Here is a 20206-nt window from a genome sequence, read left to right on the forward strand (position 1 = left end):
CGTGCCCGCTAAGACGCCCCTCATCCTGCTGCCCGCCGTCGACGTCGTCGAGGGCAAGGCCGTCCGCCTGGTCCAGGGCGTGGCAGGTAGCGAGACCGACTACGGCTCCGCGCTCGACGCCGCCCTCGGCTGGCAGCGTGACGGCGCCGAGTGGATCCACCTCGTCGACCTCGACGCGGCGTTCGGCCGGGGCTCGAACCGTGAACTCCTCGCCGAGGTCATCGGCACGCTCGACGTCGCCGTCGAGCTGTCGGGCGGCATCCGCGACGACGACTCGCTGACCGCAGCGCTGGCCGCGGGATGCGCCCGGGTGAACCTCGGCACCGCGGCGCTGGAGAACCCGCAGTGGTGCGCGAAGGTCATCGCCGAGCACGGCGACAAGGTGGCCGTCGGGCTCGACGTGAAGATCGTCGACGGTGCGCACCGGCTCCGTGGCCGCGGATGGGAGACCGACGGCGGCGACCTGTGGGAGGTGCTGAAGCGTCTCGACCGCGAGGGGTGCTCCCGATTCGTCGTCACCGACGTCACCAAGGACGGCACGCTCGACGGGCCCAACCTCGATCTGCTCGGCGAGGTCGCCGACCGGACCGGCGTTCCCGTCATCGCCTCCGGCGGGGTGTCGAGCATCGCCGACCTCGAGGCCATCGCGACCCTGACCGATCGCGGCGTCGAGGGCGCGATCGTCGGCAAGGCGCTCTACGCCGGGCGGTTCACGCTGCCGCAGGCGTTGGACGCGGTCAGCCGCTAGGGGATTCGCCATGGCCGACCCCGATCTCGACGCATTGGTGCGCGTGGCGACGACGATCCTCGACGACGCCGCGCACCCGTTCGTCGCTGGCCACCGCGCGCAGTCCGCGGTCGCGAAGAAGGGCGACGACTTCGCCACCGAGGTCGACCTCGCCATCGAACGGCAGGTCGTCGCGGCGCTCGAGTCGGCCACCGGGATCGGCGTGCACGGCGAGGAGTTCGGCGGCGCCGACATCGACTCGCACCTGGTCTGGGTGCTCGACCCCATCGACGGGACGTTCAACTACGCGGCCGGCCTGCCGACGGCGGCGATCCTGCTGGGTCTGCTGCGCGACGGCGAGCCGGTGGCCGGGCTGACGTGGCTGCCGTTCACCGATCAGCGCTACACGGCGGTGGTCGGAAAGCCGTTGTACGTCAACGGCGTCGAACAGCCCTCGCTCGGCTCGGCGAACCTGTCGGAGTGCATCGTCGGCTCCGGCACGTTCAACATCGCCTCACGCGGTCGGTTCCCGGGCCCGTACCGGGTGGCGTTCCTGGAGAAGTTGAGCCGCAAGTGTTCCCGGATCCGCATGCACGGTGCCACCGGGGTCGACTTCGCCTACGCGGCCGCAGGTGTGCTGGGCGGCGCGATCAGCTTCGGCCATCACGTGTGGGACCACGCCGCGGGAGTGGCGCTGGTCCGCGCGGCCGGTGGCGTGGTCACCGACCTCGCGGGTGAACGGTGGACCCCGTCCTCGCTGTCCGCGGTCGGCGGCGCACCCGACGTGCACGCCGAGATCCTCGAGATCGTCGCGTCCATCGGATCGCCGGAGGACTACCGGTGAACCACGACGCACGGGCGGGTGACAGCCTGGCCGTCCGGGTCATCCCGTGCCTGGACGTCGACGCCGGACGCGTCGTCAAGGGCGTGAACTTCGAGAACCTCCGTGACGCGGGCGATCCCGTCGAGCTGGCGGCGGTGTACGACACCGAGGGTGCCGACGAACTCACGTTCCTCGACGTGACCGCGTCGTCGTCGGGCCGCAGCACCATGCTCGAGGTCGTGCGGCGCACCGCAGAACAGGTCTTCATCCCGCTCACCGTCGGTGGAGGCGTCCGCTCGATCGACGACGTCGACACCCTGCTGCGGGCCGGCGCCGACAAGGTGTCGGTCAACACGGCGGCGATCTCGCGCCCCGATCTGCTCGCCGAGCTGTCGCGACAGTTCGGGTCGCAGTGCATCGTCCTGTCGGTCGATGCCCGCACCGTGCCCGCGGGATCCGCGCCCACTCCGTCCGGGTGGGAGGTCACCACCCACGGAGGCCGCCGCGGCACCGGCATCGACGCGGTCGAATGGGCAACGCGCGGAGCCGAACTCGGCGTCGGCGAGATCCTGCTGAACTCGATGGACGCCGACGGCACCAAGGCCGGCTTCGACCTCGCGATGCTGCGGGCCGTCCGGGCCGCGGTGACGGTGCCGGTGATCGCCAGCGGCGGCGCGGGCGCGGCCGGCGACTTCGCCCTCGCGGTCGAGGCGGGTGCCGATGCGGTGCTCGCGGCCAGCGTCTTCCACTTCAAGGAGCTGACGATCGGTCAGGTGAAGTCGGCAATGGCCGAGGAAGGCATCGTGGTGCGATGAGCGCTCGCGCGAAGAGCGGTGTGGCCCGATGAGCGCTCGCGCGAAGAACGGTGGGGCCCGATGAGCTTGGATCCGGACGTCGCGGGGCGCCTGAAGCGCAACGCCGACGGTCTGTTCGCGGCCGTCGCCCAGGAACACGGCACCGGTCAGGTCCTGATGGTGGCGTGGATGGACGACGAGGCACTGGCCCGCACGCTGGCGACCCGCAAGGCGACGTACTTCTCGCGGTCGCGTGGCGAGTACTGGGTCAAGGGGGAGACGTCGGGCCACACCCAGTACGTGCACTCGGTGCGGTTGGACTGCGACGGCGACACGGTGCTGCTCGACGTCGACCAGGTCGGTGCCGCGTGCCACACCGGCGAGCACACCTGCTTCGACGCCGACGAACTGCTGGCGCCGGAACGCTGACCGCCGGTCTCAGAAGACGGTGAACGCGTCGGCCGACAGGAAGAAGCCCGTCTGCCCGGTTCCGCCGGCCTGGGTGCACGTCAGTCCGTCGACGGCCGACGTGCAGGTGACCGAGCGCCCCGCCGACAGCTCGACGGACACGCTGTCACCGTAGGCCAGCGTGTGCGGTGAGTCGTATCGGTCGCCCTGGATGATGGTGGCGCACGGCGTCGCTCGCTGCTCCAGGAACCCGAACCGCCGCGCTCGCCCCTGTTCCTCGCCCGGATAGAAGCCGCACAGCGCACCGTCGGCGACGGTGTGGGGATGCTCGTCGGTCTGGCAGGCCAGGCTGCCCTCCACCACCCGGCACTGGATCTGGCGGCTCGGCGTCGCGAACGAGTAGGTCGGTGACCGTCCGGGGTCGACGGGCTCGTCGGCGAAGTCCGAGAGCGGCCGCGACGCCGCGGCGGAAGTGATGGCCGGCGCCGACGACACCGGGGCGGTCGAGGCGGCCGCGGGTGCGTCGGAGGAGTCGGGCGACCCCGACGAGCAGCCCGCGATGGCGGCGGCGAGAGCCACGCCGGCGACGGTGGTGGTGCCGAGACGTGCGAACGTCCTCATCGGTCCTCCGGGGTCGGGTCCTGTTCGGTCACAACGGGTATCGGCGTGTTGTCGTCGCGCGGGCGGTCCAGCGGCCGTCGGAGAATCCGACCTCCACGGGGTGCGAGAACGCGGTCGTGACGTTGTCGGTGGTGACCACCTCGCGGGCCGGGCCCGAGGCCACCGTCCGACCGTCGGCGATGAGGATGGCGTGCGTCGTGGTGGTCGGCAACTCCTCGAGGTGGTGGGTCACCAGGATCGATGCCACGTCGGGGTGGGTCTCGTCGAGCGCGTCCATGGTCTCGAGCAGTTGTTCGCGTGCGGCGACGTCGAGGCCCGTTGTCGGTTCGTCGAGCAGCAGCAGGCGCGGGTCGGACACCAGCGCCCGTGCGATCAGCGCGCGTCCGCGTTCGCCCTGGGACAGCTTCGGCCACTGGTCGTCGGCCTTGCGTTCCAGGCCGACCGACTCGATCATCGCGTCGGCCCGCGCCACCTCGTCGGCCGTGGGAGTCCACCGCATCGGCCGGTCGATCGTGGCGGTGATGCCGGTGAGCACCACCTCGCGCACGGACAGCGGACTCCGCAGCCGATGCCGCGGGTCGACGTGACCGATGTGGTGGCGCAGCGCCGACAGGTCCACCCGGCCCATCAGCCCGTCGAGCACCCGCACCGTGCCCGTCGTCGGAAAGGTCTGCGCCGCACAGAAACCGAGCAGCGTGCTCTTGCCCGCGCCGTTCGGCCCGAGCAGCGCCCAGTGCTCGCCGGCCCGCACGGTCAGCGAGATGCCGTCGATGATCTGCTTGCCGTCGCGCCGGAACGTGACGTCGGCGAGTTCGAGGACCGCACCCATCAGGCGGACTGACGCTGGCGCAGCACCTCCAGCGCCTTGTCGGCGTGGGTGTCCATGCTGAACTCGCTGGCGATGGCGGCGAGCACGGTGCGGTCGGTGTCGATGACGAAGGTGGCCCGCTTGACCGGCATCAGCTTCCCAAGAAGTCCTCGCTTGACGCCGAATTGAGTGGCGACGACCCCGTCGACGTCCGAGAGCAGCGGGTAGTCGAACTTCTGCTGCTCGGCGAACTGGGCCTGCTTGGCGACGGCGTCGGCGCTGATCCCGACCCGGCTCGCGCCCACGGCGGTGAATTCCCCGGCGAGGTCGCGGAAGTGGCAGGCCTCCTTGGTGCACCCCGGCGTCATCGCGGCGGGATAGAAGAACAGCACCACGGGCCCGTCGGCGAGCAGGCCGTCGAGGCTGCGCACGGCGCCCGTCTGGTCCGGCAGCTCGAACCCACCGACGCGGTCACCCTGCTTGAGAGAGGTCATGGCCGATCACGTTACGCCCCGAAATTCCGGTGGCGGCCCGCTGACCGCGGTGGGAGGCTCGCATCGATGGTCGATCTCGATGCCTTCCGCGCGCACGGCTACGTGCGGGTTCAGCGCACCGTCCCGCGTGCCGTCGCCGACGCCGCGCGGGACCTGCTGTGGGATCGCCTGGGCCTGTCACCCGACGGGCCGTGGACCGAGCCGGTGCGGTGGACGGCCGACCTCACCGGTGCCGGTCCGTTCGGCGAGCTGGTCGCGAGTCCGGTGCTCCGGACGGCCCTCGACCTGATCTGCGGTCGGGGCGGGTGGCGGCCCCGCGGGGCGCTCGGCAACGTCCCGGTCCGCTTCCCGGTTCCACCGACGGTCGACGACCGGGGCTGGCACGTCGATGCGAACACGCCGGGGCCGGACGGGTCGTGGTCGGTCAGCGGGCGGCCCCGGACCGTGCTGCTGCTCACCCTGCTGTCCGACGTCGGGCCCGACGACGCGCCCACCCGGATCCGCGCGGGTTCGCACCGCGACGTCGCGCGCGTCCTCGGCGCGGACGGACTGGACCCGTTCGTGGCCGGGCCCGTCGTCGATCAGGCCAGTGGGGGAGCACCGGTGCACCACGCCACCGGAGCGCCCGGCGACGTCTACGTGGTGCACCCGTTCACGGTGCACGCCGCCGACGAGCACCGTGGCCGCACGCCGAGGTTCATGGCGCAGGCGCCGATCGAGCTGACCGAGCCCGTCGAGCCGGGCGGGTCCACGCCCCTGGCGTCGGCGTTCGGCTAGCTGACTCGCGGGAGCCGGCCCCCGATCTGGGAGAATCGACCCGTGTCCCCGACCGCCGCCCCCTCCACGCTCGCCGTCACGACCACGCGGGAGGACTTCCGAGCGCTCGCCGCCGAGCACCGCGTGGTGCCCGTGACCCGCAAGCTGCTGGCGGACGGCGAGACCCCGCTGTCGGCCTATCGGAAGCTGGCCGACAACCGGCCGGGAACCTTCCTGCTGGAGTCGGCGGAGAACGGGCGGTCCTGGTCGCGGTGGTCCTTCATCGGCGCCGGTGCCCCGTCGGCGCTGACGGTGCGCGACGGCGAGGCGGTGTGGCTGGGGGTGACGCCGCGGGACGCGCCTAGCGGCGGCGATCCGCTGGACGCGGTGCGCGCCACCCTCGAGTTGCTGGAGACCGCGCAGCTGCCCGGGCTCCCGCCGCTGTCCAGCGGCCTGGTCGGGTTCTTCGCCTACGACATGGTGCGGCGGCTCGAGCGGCTGCCGGAACTGGTGGTCGACGACCTCGGCCTGCCCGACATGCTGCTGCTGCTGGCCACCGACGTCGCGGCGCTGGACCACCACGAGGGCACCATCACCCTGATCGCGAACGCGGTGAACTGGAACGGCACCGACGAGCGCGTCGACGAGGCGTACGACGACGCGGTGCGCCGTCTTGACGTCATGACCGCCGCGCTGGCCGAACCCCTGGGGTCGACGGTCGCCACGTTCAGCCGCCCGACGCCCACCCACCGCTCGCAGCGCACGGTCGAGGAGTACACCGCGATTGTCGACAAGCTGGTCGGGGACATCGAGGCGGGCGAGGCGTTCCAGGTGGTGCCGTCGCAGCGGTTCGAGATGGACACCGCCGCCGACCCGCTCGACGTCTACCGGATGCTGCGGGTCACCAACCCCAGCCCGTACATGTACCTGCTCAACGTGCCCGACGCGGACGGCAACCTCGACTTCTCGGTCGTCGGTTCGAGTCCCGAGGCGCTCGTCACCGTCGCGGACGGCAAGGCGACCACACATCCGATCGCCGGCACCCGGTGGCGCGGGGACACCGAGGAGGAGGACGTCCTGCTCGAGAAGGAACTGCTCTCCGACGAGAAGGAACGCGCCGAGCACCTGATGCTGGTGGATCTGGGCCGCAACGACCTGGGCCGGGTGTGCCGCCCGGGGACGGTGCGCGTCGAGGACTACAGCCACATCGAGCGCTACAGCCACGTCATGCACCTCGTCTCGACCGTCACCGGCCACCTCGCCGACGGCAGGACCGCCCTCGACGCCGTGACGGCATGCTTCCCGGCGGGCACGCTGTCCGGCGCGCCGAAGGTCCGGGCGATGCAGCTCATCGAGGAGGTCGAGAAGACCCGACGCGGCCTCTACGGCGGCGTGCTGGGCTACCTGGACTTCGCGGGCAACGCCGACTTCGCGATCGCGATCCGGACGGCACTGATGCGGGCGGGCACGGCCTACGTGCAGGCGGGCGGGGGAGTCGTGGCCGACTCGAACGGCCCCTACGAGTTCAACGAGGCGGCCAGCAAGGCGCGGGCCGTGCTCAGCGCCATCGCCGCCGCCGAGACCCTGGCCGAGCCGTGACCCGCATCGGGCAGCTGCTGCTCCTGCTGGCCGCGGTCGGTCTGTGGGTGGCGTCGCGGATGACCTGGGCGGTGCTCGAGTCCGCCGACGGGCTCGGCCCGCCGAAGACGACGACGCTGACGGGCTCGACCTGGTCGGCCGCCCTCGTGCCGGTGGCGGCGCTGCTCGGGGCGGCGGCCCTGGCACCGCTGGCGGTCCGCGGGTGGGCGCTGCGCATCCTGGCGGTGCTGCTCGCGGTGGTCAGCGCCGGGCTGGCCTACCTGGCGATCTCGCTGTGGGTGATGCCCGACGTCGCCGAGTACGCCGCCACGGTGGCCGACGTGCCCGTCATCGCGCTGACCGCCAGCGACCGGCAATACCCGGGTTCGGTGCTGGTGCTGGTCGCGGCAGTGTTCACGCTCGTCGGGGCGGTGCTCCTGCTCCGCGCCGCGACCCGTCCGGCAGCGACGTCGAAGTACGCGGCGCCCGCCACGCGCCGCGAGGACGCGGTTCGCGACGCCGAGGGTACGGGCGGCGACGGGATGAGCGAGCGGATGATCTGGGACGCGCTCGACGAGGGGCGGGACCCGACCGCCGAGCGCACCGAGGGTCGGTGACAACGAATGGCTCGTCGGCGGTTACGCTTCGAAGCAGAAGAATCCGGCGGCATCGGGGTGGCCGGTAATTCCCGGAAGGACACCGACGGCTCATGAGTTCGGCCACCGTGCTCGACTCCATCATCGAGGGAGTCCGCGCCGACGTCGCCGTCCGCGAGGCCGCGGTCAGCCTGGCCGACGTCAAGGACAGGGCGAAGCACGCCGCGCCTCCGCGTGACGTCCTCGCCGCCCTGCGGGAAGACGGCATCGGTGTCATCGCCGAGGTGAAGCGTGCGAGCCCGTCCCGTGGCGCACTCGCCTCCATCGCCGACCCCGCCGAGTTGGCCCGCGCCTACCAGTCCGGCGGCGCCCGCGTGATCAGCGTCCTGACCGAGGAGCGCCGCTTCCACGGCTCGCTCGACGACCTGGACGCCGTGCGCGCCGCGGTCTCGATTCCGGTGCTGCGCAAGGACTTCGTCATCGGTCCCTACCAGATCCACGAGGCCCGTGCCCACGGTGCCGACATGCTGCTGCTGATCGTCGCGGCACTCGAGCAGCAGGCTCTGGTGTCGATGATCGACCGCACGGAATCGCTGGGAATGACCGCGCTCGTCGAGGTGCACACCGAGGAGGAGGCGGACCGTGCGTTGTCCGCCGGTGCCCGCGTGATCGGCGTCAACGCCCGCGATCTGAAGACCCTCGACGTGGACCGTGACTGCTTCGCCCGCATCGCACCCGGTCTGCCCTCCAATGTCATCCGCGTCGCCGAGTCCGGCGTGCGCGGTACGGCCGACCTGCTGGCCTACGCGGGAGCCGGCGCCGATGCCGTCCTCGTCGGTGAGGGACTCGTCACCAGTGGCGATCCGCGCAGTGCGGTTGCCGATCTGGTCACGGCGGGTACTCACCCGTCCTGCCCAAAACCCTCTCGCTGACCTGGCGAAGAGCCGCTTGCGCGGAGAGAAGTCGAGATGTCCTTGTCATCCGGTCCTGAATTGCCGCGCTCGAGCGCTGCCATCGCCGAACCCACCGTCCACGATCCCGACGCCCGCGGGCACTTCGGCGCGTACGGCGGCCGTCTGGTCGCCGAGGCGCTGATGGCCGTCATCGAGGAGGTCACCGCCGCCTACGAGAAGGCGCGCACCGACCAGACGTTCCTCGACGAACTCGACGATCTGCAGCGGCACTACACCGGTCGCCCCTCGCCGCTCTACGAGGCGGAGCGGCTCAGCGAGCACGCCGGCGGGGCCCGGCTGTTCCTGAAGCGGGAAGACCTCAACCACACCGGATCCCACAAGATCAACAACGTGCTCGGTCAGGCGCTGCTGGCGCGTCAGATGGGCAAGAAGCGCGTCATCGCCGAGACCGGCGCGGGCCAGCACGGCGTGGCCACCGCGACGGCGTGCGCGCTGCTGGGTCTGGAGTGCGTCGTCTACATGGGTGCGGTCGACACCGCCCGCCAGGCGCTCAACGTCGCACGGATGCGCCTGCTCGGCGCCCGCGTCGTCTCGGTGGAGTCCGGGTCCAAGACGCTGAAGGACGCCATCAACGAGGCGTTCCGCGACTGGGTGTCCAACGCCGACGAGACCTACTACTGCTTCGGCACGGCCGCGGGCCCGCACCCGTTCCCGACGATGGTCCGCGACTTCCAGCGCATCATCGGCATGGAGGCCCGCGCCCAGATCCTGGATCAGGCCGGCCGTCTGCCCGACGCGGTCACCGCCTGCATCGGCGGCGGATCCAACGCGATCGGCATCTTCCACAGCTTCATCGACGATCCCGCGGTCCGTCTCGTCGGATACGAGGCGGCCGGTGACGGCGTCGAGACCGGCAGGCACGCGGCCACCTTCACCGGCGGCACGCCCGGCGCGTTCCAGGGCTCGTTCTCCTACCTGCTGCAGGACGAGGACGGCCAGACCATCGAGTCCCACTCGATCTCGGCGGGTCTGGACTACCCGGGCGTCGGCCCCGAGCACGCGTACCTCAAGGACCTGGGTCGCGCGCAGTACCTCCCGATCACCGACACCGAGGCGATGGACGCCCTGGCCCTGCTGTGCCGCGCCGAGGGAATCATCCCGGCGATCGAGTCCGCGCACGCCATCGCCGGCGCCCTCAAGCTGGGCGTCGAGCTGGGCCCCGGATCGATCATCCTGATCAACCTCTCCGGCCGCGGCGACAAGGACGTGGAGACCGCCGCGAAGTGGTTCGACCTGCTGGACGACAAGGGACCCACGACATGACCGGCACACTGTCCGACGTCTTCTCGACGTGCCGCGACGAGAACCGCTCCGCCCTGATCGGCTACCTGCCGACCGGGTACCCGGACGTCTCGACGTCCATCGAGGCCATGGTCGCCATGACCCAATCGGGTTGCGACATCATCGAAGTCGGCGTCGCCTACTCCGATCCGGGGATGGACGGCCCGACCATCGCGGCCGCCACCGAAACCGCACTGCGCCACGGGGTCCGGGTGCGCGACGCGCTCGCCGCCGTCGAGGCCATCAGCGACGCGGGCGGACGCGCGGTCGTCATGACCTACTGGAACCCCGTCCTCAAGTGGGGCATCGACGCCTTCGCGCGCGACCTGGCCTCCGCGGGGGGCCTCGGGCTGATCACGCCCGACCTGATCCCCGACGAAGCCGACGAGTGGATGGCCGCCTCCGACGAGCACGGCCTGGACCGGATCTTCCTCATCGCCCCGTCCTCGACGCCCGAACGGCTGGCCGCCACGGTCGAGGCTTCCCGAGGCTTCGTCTACGCCGCCTCCACCATGGGCGTGACGGGCGCGCGGGACGTCGTGTCGAACGCCGCCCCGGAACTCGTCGCCCGCTCCAAGGCCGTGTCCGACATCCCCGTCGGCGTCGGGCTGGGCGTGCGATCACGCGAGCAGGCCGCCGAGATCGGCGCCTACGCCGACGGCGTCATCGTCGGATCGGCACTCGTCACCGCGCTGGCGGACGGGTTGCCCGCCGTGCGCGCGCTCACCGAGGAACTCGCCGAGGGCGTCCGACAGAGGGTCTCCGCGTGACGACGACACTGCTGGCATACATCCCCAGTCCCGCGCAGGGCGTCTGGCACCTTGGGCCGTTCCCGTTGCGGGCGTACGCGCTGTGCATCCTCGCCGGCATCGTGGCCGCGCTGATCCTCGGCGACCGGCGCTGGACCGCCCGCGGTGGCGAGCCGGGCGTCATCTACGACATCGCCCTGTGGGCCGTGCCGTTCGGCCTCGTCGGCGGCAGGCTCTACCACGTCATCACCGACTGGACGACGTACTTCGGCGATACCGGCAAGGGTTTCGTTGCGGCGCTGCGCATCTGGGACGGTGGCCTCGGCATCTGGGGTGCAGTCGCGCTCGGCGGCGTCGGTGCGTGGATCGCGTGCCGCCGCCGCGGCATCCCGTTGCCCGCCTTCGGCGACGCCATCGCGCCGGGCATCATCCTCGCCCAGGCGATCGGACGGCTGGGAAACTACTTCAATCAGGAGCTGTACGGACGCCCGACGACCTTGCCGTGGGGCCTCGAGGTCTTCGAGCGCCGCAACGCCGCCGGGGTGCCCGACTCGCTGAACGGCGTGTCGACCGGGCAGCTGATCGAGGTCGTCCACCCCACGTTCCTCTACGAACTGCTGTGGAACCTCGCGATCTTCGCGCTCCTGTTGCTGATCGACCGACGGTTCAAGATCGGACACGGCCGGTTGTTCGCGCTGTACGTCGCGGGCTACTGCCTGGGCCGCTTCTGGATCGAGCTGATGCGCAGCGACTACGCGACGACGATCGGCGACACGGGCATCCGGGTCAACACGTTCACCTCGACGTTCGTCTTTATCGCCGCCGTCGTCTACGTGATGGTCGCGACCAAGGGCCGCGAGGCGCCCGAGACCCTGCGCGGCAACGACGCCGATCGTGACGAGGAGTCGCGACTCGAGAACGTCGCCGAGAGCGTGACCGCCGCGGCCGCGACCACCGGCGTCGTCGCCGCTGCGGTCGTCGCCGAGCGCGACGACGAACGCGATGAGTCCGCAGCGACGCCCGAGGGTCCGGCCGACGACTCGGCCGAGGAGTCGGTGGACGACACCGGGGACACCCGGACGGCGATCGTGGTGCCCGACGACATCGACGCCGACGCCGATCCCGGTGCTTCCGAGGCGAGGAATGAGGCCGAGGATCTGGCCGAGCAGGTGGAGACCGCTTCGTCGGAGGACATCGCCGAGGCGGTGGCGTTCGCCGAGGCGGGTGCCGCGGCCGACGAGTCCGAGTCCGCCGCGAAGCCCGAGGACGGGTTGGGGTCGGTCGACGGCGACGAGGTCGTCGCCGCCCAGGACGACGTCGCCGAGGTACACGAGGCGACGTCCGAGGGGGCTCAGGACGCCGAGGGTCTGGCAGACGACGTGGCAGAGGAGTCGGTGGACGACACCGGGGACACCAGGACGGCGATCGTGGTGCCCGATGACATTTCCGCCGATCCCGATCCCGGTGCGTCCGAGGCGAGGAACGAGGCCGAGGATCTGGCCGAGCAGGTGGAGTCTGCGTCGTCGGAGGACATCGCCGAGGCGGTGGCGTTCGCCGAGGCGGGTGCGGAGGCCGGCGAGTCCGATGAGTCCGCCGCGCAGCCCGAGGACGGGTTGGGGTCGGTCGAAGGCGACGAGGTCGTCGCCGCCCAGGACGATGTGTCGGAGGTACACGTGGCTGCTGCGGAGAACGCGAAGGACGCCGAGGGACTGGCCGACGACGTCGCCGCGGAGGACGAGTCCGCGGATGCCGACAGTTCCGCACCGGAGGACGGGCTCGGTTCGGTGGACGGCGACGAGGTCGTCGCGGCTCAGGACGACGCCGCCGAGGTGCACGAGGCCGCAGTCGCCGACGCGACGCGACTCACCGAGGACGCCTCCGACCAGCCGGCCCCGGTGGCCGTCGAGGGCACCGAGGTGGCCGAGGCGTTGAACGCCGACCCCGAGCCCGAGTCGACCGAGGCCGCGCCTGAGGATGGGCTGGGTTCGGTGGAGGGTGACGAGGTGGTCGCCGCCGAGGGTGATGCTGCCGAGGTGCACGAGGCTGCGGCGACGGGTGCTGACGAGGCGGATGCGTTGGCCGACGAGGTGGCCGGCGAGTCCGAGACGACTAAGCCTGAGTCGACCGAGGCCGAGCCCGAGGATGGGCTGGGTTCGGTGGAGGGTGACGAGGTGGTCGCCGCCGAGGGTGATGCTGCCGAGGTGCACGAGGCTGCGGCGACGGGTGCTGATGAGGCGGATGCGTTGGCCGACGAGGTGGCCGGGGAGTCCGAGACGGCTGAGTCCGAGACGCCCGAGTCCCAGTCGACCACCGTCGTTGCAAAGCCCGAGACCCCGTCGGCCACCGCGGCGAACGCCCCGCAACAGCGCCGCCGGTGGTGGAAGCGCCGCTAGGCGTCGACGTCGATGGCATCGCCGGATCGCCCTGAGCGGCGCGCTCGTCTGGCATGCTGATCACATGACGGAACCGCAGTTCGGTGGGCGCGAAGAGTCGTCGACGCCGCCGACCCCGCCGCCTCCCGGATACCAGGACCAGGCTGGATACCCGCAGCAGCCCGGGTACCAGGGGCAGCCCGGGTACCCGCAGCAGCCGGGCTTCCCGCCGCCTCCCGGTTACCAGCAGCAACCGCCGCAGTACCCGCCGCCCGCCCCGGGCGGCGCCTTCTACGACCCGTCGGCGCCCTACGGCAGGCATCCCCTGACCGGTGAGCCGTACTCCGAGAAGTCGAAGCTCGTGGCCGGTCTGCTGCAGCTGGTGGGCCTCATCGGCGTCCTCGGCATCGGCCGCTTCTACCTCGGCGACACCAAGATGGGCGTCATTCAGCTCGTCGTCGGCCTGGTCACCTGCGGCGTCGCTGCGATCGTCTGGGGCATCATCGACGCCATCATGATCCTGACCGACAAGGTCCGCGACCCCGAGGGGCGCCCGCTCCGCGATGGCAACTAGCGCGGCCTCGCACGCACGGTGCCCGGGCGGCGACCGGTGACGTCCCGTCACGTCGCACGCCCCGGTGTCGCGCTCGGGACGGGCGCGCTGCTGATCGGCGGCCTCGCCTACGTCGGGCTCGCGGATCCGCACCGTCCGGGCTTCCTGTTCCCGGCATGCCCGTTCCGGGCACTCACCGGATGGGACTGTCCGGGGTGCGGCGGGATCCGCATGACCCACGACCTGCTGCACGGCGACGTCGCCGCGGCGGTCACGGACAACGCGTTCGTCCTCGTCGGCGCACCCCTGCTCGCGCTGTGGTTGGTGACGCGGTGGCGACGCGGCCGGCCGCTGATGCCGGTCCCCGCGATGGTGATCATCGGCGTCGCCGCGATCGCGTGGACGGTGCTCCGCAACTGGCCGGGGTTCCCCCTGGTGCCGACGTTCGCCGAAGGGTAGACCTGCGGGTTCGCTGTTAGACTTGGCGTTCGGGCCGGTGCAGTCCCGGAAATCGTTTCCGGACTGCGGAGGTACACCTCGATGCTGTTCTCGGCACTGCCCGCTGCCCAGGGTCTGTACGACCCGCAGCACGAATCGGATTCCTGTGGCGTCGCCATGGTCACCGACATCAAGGGTCGGCGGTCACACGGCATCGTGTCCGACGGACTGTTGGCCCTCGAACACCTCGACCACCGTGGCGCGGCGGGTGCGGAGACCAACAGCGGCGACGGTGCCGGCATCCTCCTGCAGTTGCCGGTCGACCTGCTGCGCGAGGTGGTCGACTTCGACCTTCCCGAGCCGGACGTCAACGGCGCCAACACGTTCGCGGCGGGCGTCTGCTTCCTCCCGATGGATCCCGACGACAGGGCCGCGGCCATGCGGCGCGTCGAGGGCATCGCCGCCGACGAGGGCCTGATCGCCCTCGGCTGGCGGTCGATGCCGGTGGACCCCGACGGAGCCGACCTCGGCGAGACCGCTCGCGGGTGCATGCCGTTCATGGCCCAGTTCTTCGTCACCGCATCGGAAGTCGAGGGGAGTCGGCCGGGCGGGATCGACCTGGATCGCCTGGTGTACCCGCTGCGCAAGCGTGCCGGTCACGTCCCGAGTGACGACGAGGCACGCACCGGCGTCTACTTCACCGGCCTGTCGAGCCGCACGATGACCTACAAGGGCATGCTGACCACCAAGCAGCTGCCGCTGTTCTTCACCGATCTGCGCGACGAGCGGTGCGCCAGCGCCATCGCCATCGTGCACAGCCGGTTCTCGACGAACACGTTCCCGTCCTGGCCGCTGGCGCACCCGTTTCGCTTCGTCGCCCACAACGGCGAGATCAACACGGTGCGCGGCAACCGCAACCGGATGCACGCCCGGGAGGCGATGCTCGAGAGTCCGCTCATCACCGGTGATCTCGGCCGGCTGTCGCCCATCTGCACGCCCGACGCCTCGGACTCCGCCTCGCTGGACCAGGTGCTCGAGCTGCTGCACCTCGGCGGACGCAGTCTCCCGCACGCGGTGATGATGATGATCCCCGAGGCGTGGGAGAACAACACCACGATGGACCCGGAGCGCAAGGCGTTCTGCCAGTTCAACGCCTCGATCATGGAGCCCTGGGACGGGCCGGCGTGCGTGACCTTCACTGACGGCACCCTGGTCGGAGCGGTGTTGGACCGCAACGGGTTACGGCCGGGCCGGTGGTGGCGCACCATCGACGACCGGGTGATCCTGGCCAGTGAGAGCGGCGTGCTGCCCATCTCGTCGGCCGAGGTGGTGGCCAAGGGTCGCCTCGAGCCGAACACGATGTTCCTGATCGACACGGCGGCGGGCCGGATCGTCACCGACGAGGAGATCAAGGCCGAGATGGCGGCGGCCCATCCCTACGGCGAATGGCTGGACGCGGGCCTGCTCGACGTGGCGACGCTGCCGGACCGGGGTCGCATGAAGCCGGACCACGACTCGGTGGTGCGGCGTCAGATCGCCTTCGGCTACAGCGAGGAGGACCTGCGGATCCTGTTGACGCCCATGGCCGCCTCGGGTGGCGAGCCGCTGGGGTCGATGGGCACCGACACCCCGGCTGCGGTCTTGTCGCAGCGATCACGCCAGCTCTACGACTACTTCGTCGAGATGTTCGCCCAGGTGACCAACCCGCCGCTGGACGCGATCCGCGAGGAGATCGTGACGTCGATGGCGCGGGTGATGGGCCCCGAGCACAACCTGTTGATGCCGACCCCGGCGTCGTGTCGGCAGATCCTGCTGCGCTGGCCGGTCCTGGACAACGACGAACTGAGCCGGATCGTCCACATCAACGACGACGGCGATCATCCCGGACTGCGGACCACGGTGCTGCGCGCGCTCTACGACGTCGAGCGTGGCGGTGAGGGTCTGGCCGAGGCCATCGAGGACCTCCGGTCCCGTGCCTCCGAGGCGATCGCCAACGGCGCACGGACGCTGGTGATCTCCGACCGCGACTCCGACCACACCCGGGCCCCCATCCCGTCGCTGCTCGCGGTGTCCGCCGTGCACCACCACCTGGTGCGCACCAAGGAGCGCACCATGGTGGCCCTGGTGGTCGAGAGCGGAGACGCCCGCGAGGTCCACCACATCGCGCTCCTGATCGGCTTCGGTGCCGCCGCGGTCAACCCCTATCTCGCGTTCGAGTCCATCGAGGACCTGGTCCGCGAGGGCGAACTGACCGGCGTCGAGACGACGACGGCGGTGCGTAACTACCTGAAGGCGCTCGGCAAGGGCGTCATGAAGGTGATGAGCAAGATGGGGATCTCCACCGTCGCGTCCTACACCGCGGCCCAGGCGTTCGAGGTCGTCGGCCTGGACCGCGCGGTCATCGACGAGTACTTCACCGGGACGCCCGGGCGGCTCGGCGGCGTGGGTCTCGACGTCGTCGCCGAGGAGGTCAAGCTGCGGCACCGCCGCGCGTACCCGGAGAACCCCACCGAGCGCGTGCACCGGCGGCTCGAGGTGGGCGGCGAGTACGCCTTCCGCCGCGAGGGCGAGCTGCACCTGTTCACGCCGGAAACCGTGTTCCTGCTCCAGCATGCGACCCGCACCGGCCGCGACGAGGTCTTCGCCCGGTACACCGACGAGGTCGATCGGCTGTCTCGGGAGGGTGGCACGCTGCGCGGGCTCTTCGAGTTCAAGGTCGGACAGCGGCCGCCCGTGCCGCTCGACGAGGTCGAGTCGGTCGAGTCGATCTGCACCCGCTTCAACACCGGGGCGATGAGCTACGGGTCGATCTCCGCCGAGGCGCACGAGACCATGGCCATCGCGATGAACCAGATCGGCGGCCGCTCCAACTCCGGCGAGGGCGGCGAGGACGTCGACCGGCTCTACGACCCACGCCGCCGCAGTGCGGTCAAGCAGGTCGCGTCGGGCCGCTTCGGGGTCACCAGCGACTACCTGGTCAACGCCACCGACATCCAGATCAAGATGGCCCAGGGCGCGAAACCCGGTGAGGGCGGTCAGCTCCCGGGCTACAAGGTGTACCCGAGCATCGCCAAGACACGGCACTCGACGCCCGGCGTCGGGCTGATCTCGCCGCCGCCGCACCACGACATCTACTCGATCGAGGACCTGGCGCAGCTGATTCACGACCTGAAGAACGCCAACGACCAGGCGCGCATCCACGTCAAGCTGGTCAGCTCCGTCGGTGTCGGCACGGTCGCGACCGGTGTCTCGAAGGCGCACGCCGACGTGGTCCTGATCTCGGGGTGGGACGGCGGCACCGGCGCGGCGCCGTTGACGTCGCTCAAGCACGCCGGGCTGCCCTGGGAGATCGGCCTGGCCGACGCCCAGCAGACGTTGGTGCTCAACGGGTTGCGCGACCGCATCACCGTGCAGGCCGACGGTGGCATGCGCACCGCGCGCGACGTCGTCGTCGCCGCGCTGCTGGGCGCCGAGGAGTTCGGCTTCTCCACCGCACCGCTGGTCGTCGCCGGCTGCATCATGATGCGGGTTTGCCACCTCGACACCTGCCCGGTCGGGGTCGCCACCCAGAACCCGGAGCTGCGGGCCCGGTTCAACGGCAAGCCCGAGTTCATCGTCAACTTCTTCCGGTTCATCGCCGAGGGCGTACGACGGCAGCTGGCGGAGTTGGGCTTCCGCAGCATCGACGAGGCCGTCGGTCAGGCCGACGTGCTCGACACCGCGCCCGGCGTCGCGCACTGGAAGAGCAAGGGACTCGACCTGAGCCCGATCTTCGCGATGCCGACCAACGCGCACGGCGGCGAGACCCCGAGGCGCAAGACCACCGACCAGTACCACGCCCTGGATCAGGCGCTGGACCAGACGCTCATCGCGCTCGCCGAGGGTGCCCTCGAGGACGCCCATCCGGTGCGGCTGGAACTACCGGTGCGCAACGTCAACCGCACGGTGGGCACGATGCTGGGTGCCGAGGTCACCCGCCGCTACGGCGCGCAGGGGCTCCCGACCGACACGATCCACGTGACCCTGACCGGCTCGGCCGGCCAGTCGATCGGCGCGTTCCTGCCGCCGGGGGTGACGATCGAGCTGATCGGCGACGCCAACGACTACGTCGGCAAGGGACTCTCGGGCGGCCACGTCGTCGTCCGGCCGCCCGACGACGTCCTGTTCATCCCCGAGGACAACGTCATCGCCGGCAACACGCTGCTCTACGGCGCCACGTCCGGTGAGGTGTACCTCCGCGGCCGGGTCGGAGAACGGTTCTGCGCCCGCAACTCCGGCGCGATCGCGATCGCTGAGGGCGTCGGCGACCACGCGTGCGAGTACATGACCGGTGGCCGGGTGGTGGTGCTCGGCAGGACGGGCCGCAACTTCGCCGCGGGCATGTCCGGCGGCATCGCCTACGTGCTCGGGCTGCACCCGGCGAACGTCAACCCCGCGATGGTCGAGTTGCAGCGCCCGGAGTCCGAGGACCTGGAGTGGCTGTGCGAGATCGTCACCGCGCACGCCCATCTCACCGGCAGCACGGTGGCGAGGTCGCTGCTGTCGGACTGGCCGCGGCGCAGCGCCCAGTTCACCAAGATCATGCCCACCGACTACCAGCGCGTGCTGCAGGCGACCCGGATGGCCAAGGCCGAGGGTCGCGACGTGGACGCGGCGATCATGGAGGCGACCCGTGGCTGACCCCACCGGATTCCTGAAGGTCCCGAAGATCGAGGCGGCCAAGCGCCCGGTCGACGAACGCGTCGGCGACTGGCGCGAGGTGTACGAGCGGCAGGACCCGCTGCAGCGGGCGGCCGAGGTGTCCGATCAGGCACGCCGGTGCATGGACTGCGGAATCCCGTTCTGTCACTCCGGCTCTGCGGGCTGCCCGCTGGGCAATCTCATCCCCGAGTGGAACGACCTGGTGCGCCGGGGTCGGTGGGACGCCGCGAGCGACCGGCTGCACGCCACCAACAACTTCCCCGAGTTCACCGGCCGGCTGTGTCCGGCGCCATGCGAATCGGCGTGCGTGCTGTCGATCTCCGACGAGACCACCGGCGGCGCCGTCACCATCAAGCGCATCGAGAACACGATCGCCGACCATGCCTGGCAGCTCGGCATCGTCGAGCCCCAGCCCGCAGCGATCGCGACGGGTAGGAGCGTCGCCGTGGTCGGCTCGGGACCCGCGGGACTGGCTGCGGCGCAACAGCTCACGCGGGCCGGTCACCACGTGACGGTCTACGAGCGGGACAACCGGATCGGCGGTCTGATGCGGTACGGCATCCCCGAGTACAAGCTGGAGAAGTCGACCCTGAACCAGCGGCTGGCGCAGATGCGGGCCGAGGGAACCCGATTCGTCACCGACTGCGAGGTGGGGGTCGACCTGAGCGTCGACGCGCTACGCGCCCAGCACGACGCCGTGGTGCTCGCGGTCGGGGCGCTTCGCGCCCGCGACAACGAGGTCGAGGGCCGCCACCTCGAGGGCGTCCACCTCGCCATGGAGCACCTGGTTCCGGCCAACCGCGAATGCGAGGGCGACGGTAGGTCGCCGCTCTCCGCGGAGGGTCGCCACGTGGTGATCATCGGCGGGGGTGACACGGGCGCGGACTGCCTGGGCACCGCGCACCGGCAGGGCGCGACGTCGGTGACGCAGCTGGACTACAACCCCGAGCCGCCCGAGCAACGCGACCAGGCGAGTTCGCCGTGGCCCACCTGGCCGATGGTGCTCAGCACGCGGTTGTCCCCGGCGCACGCCGAAGGTGGGGCGCGCCGCTACGAGGTGGCGGTGCAGCGCTTCATCGGCGACGAGGGAGGTCACGTGCGGGCCATGGAGATCGCCGAGGTGCGCGTGGAACGCGACGGCGAGGGGCGCCGGGTGATCACCGCCGTCGGCGACCCCATCGAGATCCCGTGCGACCTGGCGCTGCTCGCGATCGGCTTCGAGGGGGTCGAGCACATGCGGCTGCTCGACGACCTGGGGTTGCGGCTCAACGGTCGCGGCGCGCTGCCGTGCGGGTCGGACTGGCAGACCGACGCACCCGGGGTGTTCGTCTGTGGCGACGCTCACCGGGGCGCCTCGCTGATCGTGTGGGCCATCGCCGAGGGGCGCAGCGCGGCCCACGCGGTCGACGTCTTCCTGATGGGCGAGTCGGACCTTCCCGCGCCGGTCAGGCCGGGTGCGCTACCTCTTGCGGCAGTGTGACGCGTCTTTCTGAACTCGTCGTCTGAATCGATCAACGAGTAAGCTCACCAGAC

At 71.0% G+C, this 20206-nt stretch carries 18 protein-coding genes; 15 read left to right on the forward strand and 3 right to left on the reverse strand.

Features of this window, described 5'->3' with window-relative positions:
- Position 1 precedes the first annotated feature (1 nt).
- Genes priA through hisI form a run of 4 tightly spaced genes read left to right on the forward strand, consistent with a single transcriptional unit; the run spans position 2 to position 2773 of the window.
- Positions 2-748, forward strand: a complete 747-nt coding sequence (gene priA / locus G6N64_RS19315; RefSeq protein ID WP_163798854.1) for a bifunctional 1-(5-phosphoribosyl)-5-((5-phosphoribosylamino)methylideneamino)imidazole-4-carboxamide isomerase/phosphoribosylanthranilate isomerase PriA — start codon at positions 2-4, stop codon at positions 746-748.
- A gap of 10 nt (positions 749-758) precedes the next feature.
- Complete coding sequence (locus tag G6N64_RS19320; protein WP_163798856.1) at positions 759-1571, forward strand: inositol monophosphatase family protein; 813 nt, start codon at positions 759-761, stop codon at positions 1569-1571.
- Entirely contained in the window at positions 1568-2365 is a 798-nt protein-coding gene (hisF, locus tag G6N64_RS19325) for an imidazole glycerol phosphate synthase subunit HisF (protein WP_163798857.1), read from the forward strand. The genes G6N64_RS19320 and hisF overlap by 4 nt, the downstream gene beginning before the upstream one ends.
- A 60-nt stretch (positions 2366-2425) precedes the next feature.
- Entirely contained in the window at positions 2426-2773 is a 348-nt protein-coding gene (hisI, locus tag G6N64_RS19330) for a phosphoribosyl-AMP cyclohydrolase (RefSeq protein ID WP_163798859.1), read from the forward strand.
- A gap of 9 nt (positions 2774-2782) precedes the next feature.
- Here hisI and G6N64_RS19335 read toward each other — a convergent pair whose 3' ends face one another.
- Genes G6N64_RS19335 through G6N64_RS19345 form a run of 3 tightly spaced genes read right to left on the reverse strand, consistent with a single transcriptional unit; the run spans position 2783 to position 4675 of the window.
- Positions 2783-3373 carry a hypothetical protein gene (locus G6N64_RS19335; RefSeq protein ID WP_163798861.1) on the reverse strand — a complete coding sequence of 197 codons (591 nt, stop codon included), beginning with the start codon at positions 3371-3373 and terminating at the stop codon, positions 2783-2785.
- Between the two features lie 28 nt (positions 3374-3401).
- Positions 3402-4202: an ABC transporter ATP-binding protein gene (locus tag G6N64_RS19340; protein ID WP_163798864.1), complete on the reverse strand. Its 801-nt coding sequence runs from the start codon at positions 4200-4202 to the stop codon at positions 3402-3404.
- A complete protein-coding gene (locus tag G6N64_RS19345) occupies positions 4202-4675 on the reverse strand; it encodes a peroxiredoxin (RefSeq protein WP_163798866.1) in 474 nt (157 codons plus the stop codon). Before G6N64_RS19345 ends, G6N64_RS19340 begins: the two co-directional genes overlap by 1 nt.
- A gap of 66 nt (positions 4676-4741) precedes the next feature.
- On the opposite strand from G6N64_RS19345, the gene G6N64_RS19350 reads away from it, so the two are divergent.
- From G6N64_RS19350 to G6N64_RS19400, 11 genes are all read left to right on the forward strand, one after another.
- Positions 4742-5452 carry a phytanoyl-CoA dioxygenase family protein gene (locus G6N64_RS19350; RefSeq protein WP_163798869.1) on the forward strand — a complete coding sequence of 237 codons (711 nt, stop codon included), beginning with the start codon at positions 4742-4744 and terminating at the stop codon, positions 5450-5452.
- Between the two features lie 42 nt (positions 5453-5494).
- Positions 5495-7030 carry an anthranilate synthase component I gene (locus G6N64_RS19355; RefSeq protein WP_163798871.1) on the forward strand — a complete coding sequence of 512 codons (1536 nt, stop codon included), beginning with the start codon at positions 5495-5497 and terminating at the stop codon, positions 7028-7030.
- Entirely contained in the window at positions 7027-7626 is a 600-nt protein-coding gene (locus G6N64_RS19360; RefSeq protein ID WP_163798873.1) for a TIGR02234 family membrane protein, read from the forward strand. The genes G6N64_RS19355 and G6N64_RS19360 overlap by 4 nt, the downstream gene beginning before the upstream one ends.
- Positions 7627-7718: 92 nt before the next feature.
- A complete protein-coding gene (trpC, locus tag G6N64_RS19365) occupies positions 7719-8537 on the forward strand; it encodes an indole-3-glycerol phosphate synthase TrpC (RefSeq protein ID WP_163798875.1) in 819 nt (272 codons plus the stop codon).
- Positions 8538-8573: 36 nt separating this feature from the next.
- Positions 8574-9842: a tryptophan synthase subunit beta gene (gene trpB, locus G6N64_RS19370; protein ID WP_163798877.1), complete on the forward strand. Its 1269-nt coding sequence runs from the start codon at positions 8574-8576 to the stop codon at positions 9840-9842.
- A complete protein-coding gene (gene trpA, locus G6N64_RS19375; RefSeq protein WP_163798879.1) occupies positions 9839-10630 on the forward strand; it encodes a tryptophan synthase subunit alpha in 792 nt (263 codons plus the stop codon). The genes trpB and trpA overlap by 4 nt, the downstream gene beginning before the upstream one ends.
- Complete coding sequence (gene lgt / locus G6N64_RS19380) at positions 10627-13002, forward strand: prolipoprotein diacylglyceryl transferase (RefSeq protein ID WP_163798881.1); 2376 nt, start codon at positions 10627-10629, stop codon at positions 13000-13002. The genes trpA and lgt overlap by 4 nt, the downstream gene beginning before the upstream one ends.
- A 64-nt stretch (positions 13003-13066) precedes the next feature.
- The gene (locus G6N64_RS19385; protein WP_163798883.1) at positions 13067-13555 is read left to right on the forward strand and encodes a TM2 domain-containing protein; all 489 of its coding nucleotides are present in this window, start codon (positions 13067-13069) and stop codon (positions 13553-13555) included.
- A gap of 36 nt (positions 13556-13591) precedes the next feature.
- Positions 13592-13993: a DUF2752 domain-containing protein gene (locus G6N64_RS19390; RefSeq protein ID WP_163798885.1), complete on the forward strand. Its 402-nt coding sequence runs from the start codon at positions 13592-13594 to the stop codon at positions 13991-13993.
- A gap of 81 nt (positions 13994-14074) precedes the next feature.
- Positions 14075-18652, forward strand: coding sequence for a glutamate synthase large subunit (gltB, locus tag G6N64_RS19395; protein WP_163798887.1), 4578 nt, complete (start codon positions 14075-14077; stop codon positions 18650-18652).
- The gene (locus G6N64_RS19400; RefSeq protein ID WP_163798889.1) at positions 18645-20153 is read left to right on the forward strand and encodes a glutamate synthase subunit beta; all 1509 of its coding nucleotides are present in this window, start codon (positions 18645-18647) and stop codon (positions 20151-20153) included. Before gltB ends, G6N64_RS19400 begins: the two co-directional genes overlap by 8 nt.
- The last annotated feature ends 53 nt before the right edge of the window (positions 20154-20206 follow it).

Source organism: Mycolicibacterium sediminis, from assembly GCF_010731735.1.
Taxonomy (GTDB): domain Bacteria; phylum Actinomycetota; class Actinomycetes; order Mycobacteriales; family Mycobacteriaceae; genus Mycobacterium; species Mycobacterium sediminis.